An 11876-nucleotide genomic window follows, 5' to 3' on the forward strand; every position below is an offset into this window, starting at 1 on the left:
GATTAGAGCTCTATGTTGATCAACGCAAATGCCACAAGGCTGTTTGCGACATGGAAGACCATCTGCGATTTCGAGAACTCCGCCAAATACTCGGTGACGTCCCCGTGGATCTTAGAATTGTAGTCATGCCAGACGATGACGCCGCGTTTGACAATGCCGAATGCATTTTCCGTATCCGCCCGGATGATCTGGTGCTCATGTCCGCCATCGATGAAGATCATCTCGGCCGACTGGAATGCCTCCTTGAAATTGATTGTTGTCGAGTCTTCCTTGACGAGCGCGAGGCGCTTCCTTTGCGCCTCTGTGATTGACGCGAGATAGGCCTCGCCGTCGATTTCCTGGCGCTTGCGGAGATAGTCGTCATTCTGCTCGGCGGACGACAAGGCGCTACGCTCGTCGGTCTCGGCTAGATGCGCCGTAAGGCCCTTCGGCAGGTCGATGGAGACCACGTTGCAGTCTTCCGGCGTGTTTTCTATGAAAAGGCGCGTGGTAAAACCCTTGTACGTGCCGATCTCGATGATTTTGCTGGGCGTCACGATCTTGGCGAGCAGCACCAAGACAACCTGGTCGACAAGCGTGATGCTGCCGATTTCAATCGGCGGCAGGCTGGCGATATACTCTTTCGCGATCTTCAATTCATCGGCGAGTTCCAAAAGCGCGCGTAATTTCAGTTCGTAAATTCCCGATTTCGCGGCAAGCGCGGAGCGTAACTCCGCCGCACTTTCAATGAGCTTCTGCATCCCCGATCCCGTGATTCCATCCATTGTTATTTGATCCTTTGCGATTTCTATTGTGCCTACATGAAACTCAGAGACGCGTGCTGATGCGAGCGATCCGTTCATCGAGTTCCGGGAACGATCCTCTCCAGTAAGAATAGTGATTAACGAGGTTTCGATAAGCCACGGGCAGCTCGGAGGGCTGCAGGAAGCCTTTCTCGATCGCGAGATCCAGCACTTCCTCGTAATAAGTGATCGAGTAGATGAAATAGCGGTTGGCTGCCGGGTTGGACTGTGAATTGGAGTGCTGGCGAAAATATGAGAGAGGCATGGGATGCCCGACGATCGCCCCGCGTAGGGAAAGCCCGACCCAGGAGGAAAGATCGAGCGGCCCGGAAATTATGCCGTCGACGACCTTGAAAAGACTGAAGCGGCCGTTCTCATCGAAGCAATCGGCAGCTCTCAACAACACCGACGAGAACTCGCCAAGCAGATTGTGATGCTTGACGGCAGTGATGCGTATGAAGTCGCGGCCTTCGATCACCTTCAGAGAGCCTTCGACCATCAAGCCGTTGCCGAGATTCGTAATCTGATTCCGCTCGTCGATGAAATAGCGTGGGGAAAACGCGAGCTTCGTGCCTCTGCCCTGCGTCGCTTCAAGTGCCTGGAGCAGATATTGAATGCAGAACGGATGGAGGATGTCATCGTCGAAGAGATATTTGATGTACTCGCCGCTGGCGAGCCCGGCGAGGCGCATGACGTTTTTGTACTCGGCGGGATCCGGGTTGCGGCTATATTTTACAAAACCTGAATATTTGTCGCAGATCTTCGCGATGGCATCCGTCGGGCAATCGTCCGAGACGATGATCTCGACATCGGTATAACTTTGGGCGATTGCGCTCTTCAGAGCGAGTTCAAAGAAATCAGGCTTGTAGGCCGGTATACAGATCGACACGCGCGGCAAATGTTTTCTCCTCCTGAGGCACCTCCCTGACGTCCGCCTGAGAGAGCGGGGATCGGCCCTCCGAAGGACCGAAGCAGACCGCTTGCCATGACCATAGAATGCGGGCGTTACGCGAGGCTTGCGGAGAGGGAGAGGCACAAGCGGCAAAATAGGCCGCGGATCTCGCCCGATAAATAGATACTTTCTCGGAGAAACGTGGCACGCCCTCGGGCATTCGCAACTGCGTTCCACGAGCATCGGGCCGGTGCGGTGGAACTCTGACCCGTGTTCCCGCTTGCCGGAATTCCTATCGCGCGAACTGAATGATTTCCCCATTATACTGCGTGCGCACCGTCTCGCGAAAGCCGAGTTTCGCTGCGACCCGCAACGAGGCGTGATTCTCAGGGCTGATGATGCAGCTCATGGGTTTTCCCGGGAAATGAGCCTCCGCCCAGCCGATCAGGGCGGTCAGCGCCTCGGTGGCGTAGCCGCGGCCGTGCGCTGAGGGCATGAGCGCCCAGCCGAGCTCCATCGTTCCCTCGATCGATGGGGTCATCTCCCGGCGGGATTCCATGAAGCCCGCTTCGCCGATGAAGCGGCTGCTCGCTTTCTCGATGATTGCGAGGAAGCCGAAGCCCATATGGTGCCACATGCCGGCCAGGCGCAGCATGCGGCTCCAGCTCTGTTCCCGCGTCGAGGCCACGCCGCTGATGAAGCGCACGACGTCCTCGTCCGCCCATAGGGCTGCATGCGCCTCGAAATCATCGAGATGGTGAGGGCGAAGCGTCAGCCGCTCCGTTTCGAGGCTCGGAATATCGGTCATATCGGATCCTTATGGAATCGCGCCCTCAGGCGCCGGGTTCACCGTCCCAATAGTCGAGGTCGCCTTCCAGCCGTCCGATATGGCGGAAGCGCCCGGCCTTTCGGTTGGTCTTGGCAAGGAACTTTCCGGAATCGGGATATTCGACGATCTCGGTCTTCGCCATCGTCGAGATGCCGAGATAGACGAGGGTGGCGGTGCCGGTGTTGACGATCTGGTGCGCCGTTTCCGCTCCGCCGGCCGGTGCGCCAAGCACGTCGCCTGCCTTGATCGGATGGCGCTCGTCGCCGAAGCGATATTCGCCGGCGCCCGCAATCACATAGAAAAGCTCGTCTTCGACATGATGATTGTGGAAAGGGCAGCCCGATTTGCCCGGCGGCACTTCGTTGTAGCTGACGCCGAGACCGGCCAGGCCGAGAAGCGTGCCGAACGAGGTGTCGGCGCTTTCATAGAACTCGCCCTGTTTCCAGTGGTCGAGCTCGAGACCGGCGATATTGATCACCGCCTTCTGTTCCGTCGTCATGATGTCCTCCTGTTGCCACAAGAGAAGCCATCATTTGAGGAAAATTCAATGCCTGTCTCGGAAATCCCCGGCATGGGCGGAGAGGAGACCGCCGCCCATGCTGTGAGCGCCGCACGTCGGATAGGACGCCAGACGCTCGATTCCGTTCACCCCACGCATCCCGCAAGATCGGTTTCGATTTTCCGGGATGCGCTGAAGCCGTCAGCGGACATAGAAGGTCAGGCTGCCATCGGCTGCCTGCTCGGCATTGACGACGTTGCGGACGTCGACGCCTTCATTGTTGAGACGGTGGGCGAGCGACCTGTTGGCGTCGATCGAGGCCTGAATGCCACGCACTGCCTGGCCGGACCGTTCCGGCGCCGAGCGCGGACCGGTGCTTTCGTCGTCGAGGTTGCGCCAGTTGTGGACCTGCTCGACATTGAAATCATTGCCCTGGAAGGTCCGGAGTGTCTGCTCGATGCCTTGGGTGGTGTTCATTCCGAGGCTTTCGGCCCGGCCGACGCCGGCAAATGTCAGAGAGGAGAGGGCGGCTGCGATGGTGAGGGTGACAACGCGATTCATGATGGTATCCTTTCATCTGCTTTGACGGTCGGCTGTCTTTGCAGGGGATCGTCTGCGTCACGATATGGAATTGGCGTTCGCCCTTTCGCGATTCAATGGGTTAAGCCACTGAAAAACCATTAAGAATTGTTCATGAAAACGGCCTTCGAATTGCCGTTTTCCAGGCATCCGGAAAAGCGGGTTTCAGATGCTTGCCCGGTGACGCAGGCGTGGCGCGGTTATCCCCTTGCGGATATTTCTTCATTGGCGTTGCGGCATCGGCCGAAAGTGCTTGCCATTCTGATGAAGGCATGTTTTGACCGCGGGCTGCCGAGTGGAAAACGCCCCACAAAACGAAGGTGAACCATGCCGAGAGAGACCGCTCCCCATATTTTGATCGTTGAAGCCCGCTTCTACGACGACATGGCCGATGCCCTGCTCGAAGGCGCGACCTTCGCGTTGCAGGAGGCCGGCGCCACCTTTGAGGTCGTCACCGTTCCCGGCGCACTGGAAATTCCGGCAGCGATTGCCATGTCGCTCGATGGAGACGACAATGGCGGAACGCATTATGACGGCTATGTCGCGCTCGGCATGGTCATTCGCGGCGAGACCTATCACTTCGATATCGTGTCGAACGAATCCTCGCGCGCTTTGATGGATCTTGCGGTCAGCGAGTCCCTTGCTATCGGCAACGGCATCCTGACCGTCGAAAACGACGAACAGGCATGGGCGCGCGCACGCCGCTCGGACAAGGACAAGGGCGGATTTGCCGCTCGCGCAGCTCTGACCATGATCGAGCTGAAGCAGAAACTGGGTGCATAAAGAATGAACGACGACAAGACGGAACGGCCGGTCAAGACTGCGAACCAGCGGGGCGCAGCCCGCCTTGCTGCCGTTCAGGCGCTTTATCAGATGGATGTCGGCGGCACCGGCGTTCTGGAGATCGTCGCCGAATACGAGGCGCACCGTCTTGGCCAGGAACTCGACGGCGCGACCTATCTGAAGGCCGATGCCGCCTGGTTCCGTTCCATCGTGTCCGGTGTCGTGCGCGATCAGGTTCGTCTCGATCCGCTGATTGCCGCAGCCCTGCAGGATGATTGGGCCCTGTCGCGTCTCGACAGCACCGTGCGCGCCATCCTGCGCGCCGGCGTCTTCGAGATCACCGACCGCAAGGACGTCCCGGTGGCGGTCATCGTCACCGAATATGTCGAGATCGCTCAGGCCTTTTTCGAGGACGACGAGCCGAAGCTCGTCAACGCCGTGCTCGACCGCATCGCCAAGCAGGTCCGCGGCGAGGCGAAGAAATAAGTCTTTAGCCGCCAAACAATCTCCCTAAGTCTTTCTTCGCACTGCAACGGTTTTCGCCCGTTGCGGTCTTGACGCCACGTGATCGACCACGCAATCTCCGCACCGCTTAGCTGTGGCATTTCTGTGGAGAGGAAGGCGAGTCGGCGGCGTATCTGCCGGAGAAGGAGTGAGCTCCGGCCTATGGGAGGAAAGAGCGAAATGACCATTCTTTTATGCGTAATTGCATGCGGTCTGCTCTCGGTGGTTTATGCCGCCTGGGCAACCCGGTCGGTGCTTGCCGCCGATCAGGGCAACAGCCGCATGCAGGAGATCGCGGGTTATATCCGCGAAGGCGCTCAAGCCTATCTGACGCGCCAGTACAGAACCATTGCCCTTGTCGGCGTTGTCGTTTTCATCGCAGCCTGGCTGCTTCTTTCCGCCGAGGCCGCCATCGGCTTCCTGATCGGCGCCATACTATCAGGTGCTGCCGGCTTTATCGGCATGCACGTCTCCGTTCGCGCCAATGTGCGCACCGCCCAGGCGGCTTCCGCCAGCCTCTCCGCCGGCCTCGACATCGCCTTCAAGTCGGGTGCGATCACCGGCATGCTGGTGGCCGGCCTCGCACTGCTCGGCGTCTCCATCTACTATACCATTCTGACCGTCGGCCTCGGCCATGAGAGCGGCTCGCGCGAAGTCATCGATGCGCTGGTGGCGCTCGGCTTCGGCGCTTCGCTGATCTCGATCTTCGCCCGTCTCGGCGGCGGCATCTTCACCAAGGGCGCCGATGTCGGCGGCGACCTCGTCGGTAAGGTGGAAGCCGGCATTCCCGAGGACGATCCGCGCAACCCGGCAACGATTGCCGATAACGTCGGCGACAATGTCGGCGACTGCGCCGGCATGGCCGCCGACCTTTTCGAGACCTATGCGGTTTCCGTCGTCGCCACCATGGTCCTTGCCGCGATCTTCTTTGCCGGTGCGCCGATCCTCCAGTCCGCGATGATCTATCCGCTGGCGATCTGCGGCGCCTGCATCATCACCTCGATCATCGGCAGTTTCTTCGTCAAGCTCGGTTCGAACGGCTCGATCATGGGCGCCCTCTACAAGGGTCTCATCGTCACCGGCCTGCTGTCGATCATCGGTCTTGGCGCCGCCACCTCGCTGACGGTCGGCTGGGGCTCGCTCGGCGCGATCGGAGGCGTCGACATTTCGGGCACGCACCTGTTCTTCTGCGGCGTCGTCGGCCTCGTCGTCACCGCGCTGATCGTGGTGATCACGGAATATTATACCGGCACCGGCAAGCGTCCGGTCGTCTCGATCGCCCAGGCTTCGGTCACCGGTCACGGCACCAATGTCATCCAGGGCCTGGCCGTTTCGCTGGAATCGACGGCGCTGCCGGCGATCGTCATCGTTGGCGGCATTCTCACCACCTACCAGCTCGGCGGCCTTTTCGGCACCGGCATTGCGGTCACCGCGATGCTGGGCATTGCCGGGATGATCGTCGCGCTCGACGCGTTCGGACCGGTGACGGACAATGCCGGCGGTATCGCCGAAATGTCGCATCTGCCGCCGGAGGTGCGCAAATCCACGGATGCGCTCGATGCTGTCGGTAACACGACCAAAGCCGTCACCAAGGGTTATGCCATCGGTTCGGCCGGTCTCGGCGCACTGGTTCTCTTCGCAGCCTACTCCTACGACCTGAAATATTTTGCGGCGAATGGCGACAAATTCCCTTATTTCGCCGGCATAGGCGACATCTCCTTTGATCTTTCCAACCCCTATGTGGTGGCGGGATTGATCTTCGGCGGTCTCGTTCCCTACCTCTTCGGCGGCATTGCAATGACCGCCGTCGGCCGCGCGGCCGGCGCGATCGTCGAGGAAGTCCGCCGTCAGTTCAAGGAAAAGCCGGGCATCATGCAGGGCACGGAAAAGCCGGATTACGGCAAGGCCGTCGACCTTCTGACCAAGGCGGCGATCCGCGAGATGATCGTGCCGTCGCTGTTGCCGGTGCTGGCGCCCATCGTCGTCTATTTCGGCGTGCTGCTCATCTCCGGTTCCAAGGCCTCGGCCTTTGCTGCGCTCGGCGCATCGCTGCTCGGCGTCATCATCAACGGCCTCTTCGTCGCCATCTCGATGACATCTGGCGGCGGCGCGTGGGACAATGCCAAGAAGAGCTTCGAGGACGGTTTCGTCGATAAGGACGGCATGCGTCACATGAAGGGTTCGGATGCACACAAGGCCTCCGTCACCGGCGATACCGTCGGCGATCCCTACAAGGATACCGCCGGCCCGGCCGTCAACCCGGCGATCAAGATCACCAACATCGTCGCACTTCTGCTGCTTGCCGTTCTCGCTGGTTGATGCCGCGGCAGCGGAGCGCAGCCCCTCACACTAACCCTCTCCCCGTAAAAACGGGGAGAGGGGACGTGCCCTGCGAGACGTGGGAGAGGGACGGAGAGGTTGCAGCATAAGGCGGATGGGGCCGGCATCGGCAATCTCCCGAGCCGAAATCACGTCCAATAAAAAACCCGCCGGAGCGATCCGGCGGGTTTTTCGTAGCGAGGCGTGTTGGCTCAGCGCAGGCTGCTCGGGTTCTGCGGCGTGCCGCCGGCGCCGCCGCCGAACAGGCTGCGGGCCGCGCTCGCGGCGCTGCCGCCGGAAAGCATCTGCTGCAGGAAGGTGAGTTCCTTGCCGCCGGTCGGCGTGACGCGTCCGATCGTGTCGAATACCTTGCCGTCCTGCAGCGTGTAATTGGCGCGGCGGCTCACAACGCCGTCCTTGTCGAAATAGATCGCCAGAACGCTCTGGTCGACGACCTTCAGCTTCTGGAAGGCGACGGCACGGGTGCGCCGTTGCGAGATGTAATAGAAGACTTCGCCGTCGAAGGTCGCCGTCGTCGATGGGGTGCCGAGCGAAAGCAGCACCTGCTCGCGGCTCGAGCCTTCCGGAACGAGGTTCAGCGACTGCTGGTCGGCGACATATCCACCATTGAGCACGGTGCTGGTCTGGCAACCGGAAAGGGCTGATGTGGAGGCGATTATCAAGGCAATGGCCGCACTGCTGAAGAATTTCACGTCAGACTTGAAATACCGTTTCTTCAACGACATCTACTCCCTTGAGTATCGATAGCAGCCATTCTGGGCCTTGCACGCTTACCTCCTGCAAAACCATTGTGGCCATTCCGGGTCGAATATCCCGAATTCGCTTCGCCGACGCATCGAAGGCGTCGTCCCGAAACTGGCCACGATCGGCATTGCAATTCGCGCCTGCTTCGGTAAACCAGCTTTCGAAATCATGCAACAAGGCCAGAGGCCAGCCGGCGTGAAGAATGAGGCATTTCCGGAAAAAACAATGATCTTCGGGCTCTTCCGTAAGAAAAACAACAATCAGGCAATCGTCGACAGGCAATATGCGGCGCTGACGGCGGCCGCGCGCATGCCGGAGATCTATGAGCGGCTCAATGTGCCCGATACGGTCATGGGCCGTTTCGAGATGCTGTCGATCGCCATGATTCTGTTTTTTCGCCGCACGCGCAGCTCTGCCACCAGCGGCCAGGAGATCGCCCAGGAGATCGTCGACGCTTTCTTCCAGGATATCGACTATTCGATCCGCGAACTCGGCATCGGTGATAACAGCGTGCCGAAGCGCATGAAGAAGCTTGCCGGCATGTTTTATGGCCGGCTCGAAGCCTATTCGAAGGCGATGGACGCAGGCGATGCCGAAGCGCTCGCTCTCGCTCTTCAACGCAATATCTACCCCGAAACCGCCGCACCGGCCGATATGGCCGGCCTCGCCGGATGGATGATGGCGGCTGAATCGCATCTGTCGGCCCTCGCCGAAGAGGTGATCGCCACCGGTACGGCAACGCTGCCACCGGTTGCCTGAAGGAGGAAACGATGAAGAACGATCGGGACGATGTTCCCTTCTCCTATCACGTCAAGGTCGGCCATATCTCGGCCAACCCCGTCGAGGTCCATGTCGAGGCCGACGCCAACGAATTGAAGGCGCTCGCCAAAAGCTGGAGCGTCGTCTCCGTCGACGATCTGAGCGCCGATCTGCAGATTGCCCGCTGGAAGCGCGACGGTGTGCGCATCAAGGGCCGCGTTCAGGCGAAGATCGTCCAGTCCTGCGTCGTGACGCTGGAACCGGTCGAATCCGCCATCGACGAGAGCTTCGAGCAGATCTTCGTGCCGGAGGGCTCCAAGCTTGCCCGCCAGCCCGGCAACGACGCCGGCGAGATGTTGCTCGATCCCGACGGCCCCGATCTGCCGGAGACCTTTGTCGGCGATACGATCGATGCAGGCGAGGTGGTTGCCGAATTTGCCGCTCTCGCGATCGATCCCTATCCGCGCAAGGAGGGCATCGAATTCGCAGGCCATATCGAGGATAGCGGCGAGAACGACAAAAAGCCCTCGGCTTTCGCTGCTCTCAAAGATTGGAAAAAGGACTGAAGCGTCTCTGGCATTTGATATAATTCAGTTGTAAGCGACGCCAAAACCGGTATTTTGGCCGAAATTTCGCCCTCGGCGAAAAGAAGGATCAGAGACGCGTGATCAGAATATCTCTCGACCTCATGGGTGGCGACTTTGGTCCCCAGGTTGTCATCCCCGGCGCCGCCAAGGCGTTGGATCGGCATCCGGATATTTCCTTCGTTTTCTATGGTCTCAAGGAACAGTGCGATCCGGTTCTCGCCAGGTTTCCGAAACTCAAGGAAAAATCGCTCTTCCACGACTGCGAGCTCGCCGTCGGCATGGATGAGAAGCCGAGCCAGGCGCTGCGCCGCGGCCGCTACATCTCCACCATGTGGCGTTCGATCGAGGCGGTGAAGACGGGGGAGGCCGATGTTGCGGTCTCGGCCGGCAATACCGGCGCGCTGATGGCGATGGCGAAGTTCTGTCTTCGCACCATGGCCAATATCGAGCGCCCGGCGATCGCCGCGATCTGGCCGACGCTGAAGGGTGAGAGCATCGTGCTCGACGTCGGCGCGACGATCGGCGCCGATGCCCAGCAGCTGATGGATTTTGCCTTGATGGGTGGCGCCATGGCGCGTGCGCTGTTCGAGGTCGAACGTCCGACGGTCGGCTTGCTGAATGTCGGCGTCGAGGAGATGAAGGGCCAGGAAGAGGTCAAGGAGGCCGGCCGGTTGTTGCGCGAGGCGAACATCGACTCGCTCGAATATTCCGGCTTCGTCGAGGGCAACGACCTCGGCAAGGGCACGGTCGACGTCGTCGTCACCGAAGGATTTTCCGGCAATATCGCGCTGAAGACTGCCGAAGGCACCGCCAAGCAGATCGGCGAATATCTGCGTGCCGCCATGTCGCGCACGCTGCTTGCCCGTATCGGCTATCTCTTCGCCAAAAGCGCCTTTGATCTGCTTCGCGAGAAGCTCGATCCGAGCAAGGTCAATGGCGGCGTATTTCTCGGCCTGAACGGCATCGTCATCAAGAGCCATGGCGGGGCGAATGCCGAAGGCATCGCAGCCGCCATCGAAGTCGGCTACGACATGGCCAAGAACGGCCTCAATCAGAAAATAGAAAACGATCTTAAGAAATATCATGCCAAGCGGCTGCCCCCGATGGGCCCGGAAGCTGCATGAGCGATGGGGTTCAATCGAAGATGATCCGTTCAGTGGTTCGCGGGTTCGGAGCCGCACTTCCGAAGCGCGTGATGACCAATGGTGACATGGAGGCGATCGTCGACACATCCGACGAATGGATCGTCCAGCGCACCGGCATCCGCCAGCGTTATCTCGCCGGCGATGACGAGACGACGGCCTCGCTCGGCGAGGCCGCCGCGCGCGCGGCCCTTGCCAATGGCGGCCTGACGCCGGCCGATATCGATCTCATCATCTGTGCCACCTCGACGCCGGACAACACCTTTCCGGCAACCTCGGTCAACATCCAGAATCGTCTCGGCATGAGCCACGGCTTCGCCTTCGACGTCCAGGCCGTCTGCACTGGTTTCGTCTATGCAGTCACGACAGCCGATGCCTATATCCGCGGTGGGCTTGCAAAGCGCGTTCTCGTCATCGGCGCCGAAACCTTTTCGCGCATTCTCGACTGGAACGACCGCACCACCTGCGTGCTGTTCGGCGATGGCGCCGGCGCGATCGTGCTCGAAGCGAGCGAGGGCGAGGGCACCGTTTCCGATCGCGGCGTGCTGACCGCGCATCTGCGTTCCGACGGTTCGCACAAGGAAAAACTCTATGTCGACGGCGGCCCGTCGACGACCGGCACCGTCGGCAAGTTGCGCATGGAAGGCCGCGAGGTCTTCAAATATGCCGTCGGCATGATCACCGATGTCATTCAGGCGGCCTTCGATGCCACCGGCACCACCGCCGACGACCTCGATTGGCTGGTGCCGCACCAGGCCAATCGACGCATCATCGACGGTTCGGCGAAGAAGCTGAACATCGATGCGGCGAAGGTCGTCGTAACGGTCGATCTGCACGGCAATACCTCGGCCGCCTCGATCCCGCTCGCCCTTGCGACCGCTGCCGGCGACGGCCGCATCAAGAAGGGCGACCTGGTGATGCTCGAAGCAATGGGCGGCGGCTTTACCTGGGGCGCCGTTCTGCTGCGCTGGTAGTGCGTAAATCCTGAAAAACTGGCGGCGAACAAGAGCTTGACCGTGACGCGCAAGACAAATACTCTTTGCGCGATTTCACAAAATATTTGAAATGGGCGGGGAAACCATGACCGGAAAAACAGTGACGCGCGCAGACCTGGCGGAATCCGTTTTCCGAAAGGTCGGGCTTTCCCGGACCGAATCCGCGGAACTGGTGGAAACGGTCATCGACGAAGTTTGCAACGCCATCGTGCGTGGTGAAACCGTCAAGCTTTCCTCCTTCGCCACCTTCCAGGTGCGCGACAAGAACGAGCGGATCGGCCGCAACCCCAAGACTGGCGAGGAGGTTCCGATTTCCCCCCGCCGGGTCATGACCTTCAAGGCGTCGAACGTGCTGAAAACGCGCATCCTCAAGGCGCATGTCTCTCGCAAGGTCAAGCTGAAGCCGCAGAATCCGGCCTCCTGAGCATCGGCCTTCCGTTT

General features: G+C 60.1%; 15 protein-coding genes. 9 read left to right on the forward strand and 6 right to left on the reverse strand.

The features are described from left to right. Positions 1–2: 2 nt before the first annotated feature. From GGD57_RS14705 to GGD57_RS14725, 5 genes are all read right to left on the reverse strand, one after another. On the reverse strand, positions 3–764 hold the full coding sequence (locus tag GGD57_RS14705; RefSeq protein WP_184470909.1) for a class I SAM-dependent methyltransferase: 762 nt from the start codon (positions 762–764) through the stop codon (positions 3–5). 43 nt (positions 765–807) lie between these two features. Beyond that, complete coding sequence (locus GGD57_RS14710) at positions 808–1671, reverse strand: glycosyltransferase family 2 protein (RefSeq protein WP_432443363.1); 864 nt, start codon at positions 1669–1671, stop codon at positions 808–810. A 295-nt stretch (positions 1672–1966) separates the two neighbouring features. After that, positions 1967–2482, reverse strand: coding sequence for a GNAT family N-acetyltransferase (locus tag GGD57_RS14715; RefSeq protein ID WP_184470913.1), 516 nt, complete (start codon positions 2480–2482; stop codon positions 1967–1969). Between the two features lie 25 nt (positions 2483–2507). Then, positions 2508–3002: a cupin domain-containing protein gene (locus tag GGD57_RS14720; protein ID WP_184470915.1), complete on the reverse strand. Its 495-nt coding sequence runs from the start codon at positions 3000–3002 to the stop codon at positions 2508–2510. A gap of 201 nt (positions 3003–3203) precedes the next feature. Continuing rightward, entirely contained in the window at positions 3204–3563 is a 360-nt protein-coding gene (locus GGD57_RS14725; RefSeq protein ID WP_184470917.1) for a hypothetical protein, read from the reverse strand. A 132-nt stretch (positions 3564–3695) separates the two neighbouring features. Here GGD57_RS14725 and GGD57_RS14730 point away from each other — a divergent pair, with 132 nt between their 5' ends. The 4 genes from GGD57_RS14730 to GGD57_RS14745 all read left to right on the forward strand — a co-directional run bounded on the left by GGD57_RS14730 (position 3696) and on the right by GGD57_RS14745 (position 7187). Next, positions 3696–3905, forward strand: coding sequence for a hypothetical protein (locus GGD57_RS14730; RefSeq protein WP_184470919.1), 210 nt, complete (start codon positions 3696–3698; stop codon positions 3903–3905). Between the two features lie 3 nt (positions 3906–3908). Next, entirely contained in the window at positions 3909–4364 is a 456-nt protein-coding gene (gene ribH / locus GGD57_RS14735; protein WP_004674116.1) for a 6,7-dimethyl-8-ribityllumazine synthase, read from the forward strand. A 3-nt stretch (positions 4365–4367) separates the two neighbouring features. Continuing rightward, complete coding sequence (nusB, locus tag GGD57_RS14740; RefSeq protein ID WP_010068697.1) at positions 4368–4850, forward strand: transcription antitermination factor NusB; 483 nt, start codon at positions 4368–4370, stop codon at positions 4848–4850. Between the two features lie 198 nt (positions 4851–5048). Beyond that, positions 5049–7187, forward strand: a complete 2139-nt coding sequence (locus GGD57_RS14745) for a sodium-translocating pyrophosphatase (RefSeq protein ID WP_184470921.1) — start codon at positions 5049–5051, stop codon at positions 7185–7187. A 212-nt stretch (positions 7188–7399) separates the two neighbouring features. Here GGD57_RS14745 and GGD57_RS14750 read toward each other — a convergent pair whose 3' ends face one another. Further along, positions 7400–7933, reverse strand: coding sequence for an outer membrane protein assembly factor BamE (locus tag GGD57_RS14750; RefSeq protein WP_085736825.1), 534 nt, complete (start codon positions 7931–7933; stop codon positions 7400–7402). A gap of 187 nt (positions 7934–8120) precedes the next feature. Between GGD57_RS14750 and GGD57_RS14755 the strand changes: the two genes are divergently transcribed. From GGD57_RS14755 to GGD57_RS14775, 5 genes are all read left to right on the forward strand, one after another. Next, positions 8121–8711, forward strand: a complete 591-nt coding sequence (locus tag GGD57_RS14755; protein WP_184470923.1) for a ubiquinol-cytochrome C chaperone family protein — start codon at positions 8121–8123, stop codon at positions 8709–8711. A gap of 11 nt (positions 8712–8722) precedes the next feature. Then, a complete protein-coding gene (locus tag GGD57_RS14760) occupies positions 8723–9277 on the forward strand; it encodes a YceD family protein (protein ID WP_184470925.1) in 555 nt (184 codons plus the stop codon). Positions 9278–9375: 98 nt separating this feature from the next. Continuing rightward, positions 9376–10422 (forward strand): phosphate acyltransferase PlsX, encoded by a 1047-nt coding sequence (gene plsX, locus GGD57_RS14765; RefSeq protein ID WP_085736826.1) that lies wholly within the window; start codon positions 9376–9378, stop codon positions 10420–10422. Between the two features lie 20 nt (positions 10423–10442). Next, positions 10443–11414 carry a beta-ketoacyl-ACP synthase III gene (locus GGD57_RS14770; RefSeq protein WP_184471168.1) on the forward strand — a complete coding sequence of 324 codons (972 nt, stop codon included), beginning with the start codon at positions 10443–10445 and terminating at the stop codon, positions 11412–11414. 106 nt (positions 11415–11520) lie between these two features. Then, positions 11521–11859, forward strand: coding sequence for an integration host factor subunit alpha (locus GGD57_RS14775; protein ID WP_003574027.1), 339 nt, complete (start codon positions 11521–11523; stop codon positions 11857–11859). Positions 11860–11876 lie beyond the last annotated feature (17 nt).

The sequence above is a fragment of the Rhizobium esperanzae genome (assembly GCF_014197615.1).
In the GTDB taxonomy this organism is placed as follows: domain Bacteria; phylum Pseudomonadota; class Alphaproteobacteria; order Rhizobiales; family Rhizobiaceae; genus Rhizobium; species Rhizobium esperanzae_A.

Bases quoted from the DNA above. Each gene is read 5' to 3' on its own strand.
- GGD57_RS14745 (WP_184470921.1), top strand. From the start codon at position 5,049: ATGACCATTCTTTTATGCGTAATTGCATGCGGTCTGCTCTCGGTGGTT.
- GGD57_RS14715 (WP_184470913.1), bottom strand. From the start codon at position 2,482: ATGACCGATATTCCGAGCCTCGAAACGGAGCGGCTGACGCTTCGCCCT.
- GGD57_RS14730 (WP_184470919.1), top strand. From the start codon at position 3,696: ATGAAAACGGCCTTCGAATTGCCGTTTTCCAGGCATCCGGAAAAGCGG.
- GGD57_RS14770 (WP_184471168.1), top strand. From the start codon at position 10,443: ATGATCCGTTCAGTGGTTCGCGGGTTCGGAGCCGCACTTCCGAAGCGC.
- GGD57_RS14755 (WP_184470923.1), top strand. From the start codon at position 8,121: ATGCAACAAGGCCAGAGGCCAGCCGGCGTGAAGAATGAGGCATTTCCG.
- GGD57_RS14760 (WP_184470925.1), top strand. From the start codon at position 8,723: ATGAAGAACGATCGGGACGATGTTCCCTTCTCCTATCACGTCAAGGTC.
- GGD57_RS14705 (WP_184470909.1), bottom strand. From the start codon at position 764: ATGGATGGAATCACGGGATCGGGGATGCAGAAGCTCATTGAAAGTGCG.
- ribH (WP_004674116.1), top strand. From the start codon at position 3,909: ATGCCGAGAGAGACCGCTCCCCATATTTTGATCGTTGAAGCCCGCTTC.
- nusB (WP_010068697.1), top strand. From the start codon at position 4,368: ATGAACGACGACAAGACGGAACGGCCGGTCAAGACTGCGAACCAGCGG.
- GGD57_RS14750 (WP_085736825.1), bottom strand. From the start codon at position 7,933: ATGTCGTTGAAGAAACGGTATTTCAAGTCTGACGTGAAATTCTTCAGC.
- GGD57_RS14725 (WP_184470917.1), bottom strand. From the start codon at position 3,563: ATGAATCGCGTTGTCACCCTCACCATCGCAGCCGCCCTCTCCTCTCTG.
- GGD57_RS14775 (WP_003574027.1), top strand. From the start codon at position 11,521: ATGACCGGAAAAACAGTGACGCGCGCAGACCTGGCGGAATCCGTTTTC.
- GGD57_RS14720 (WP_184470915.1), bottom strand. From the start codon at position 3,002: ATGACGACGGAACAGAAGGCGGTGATCAATATCGCCGGTCTCGAGCTC.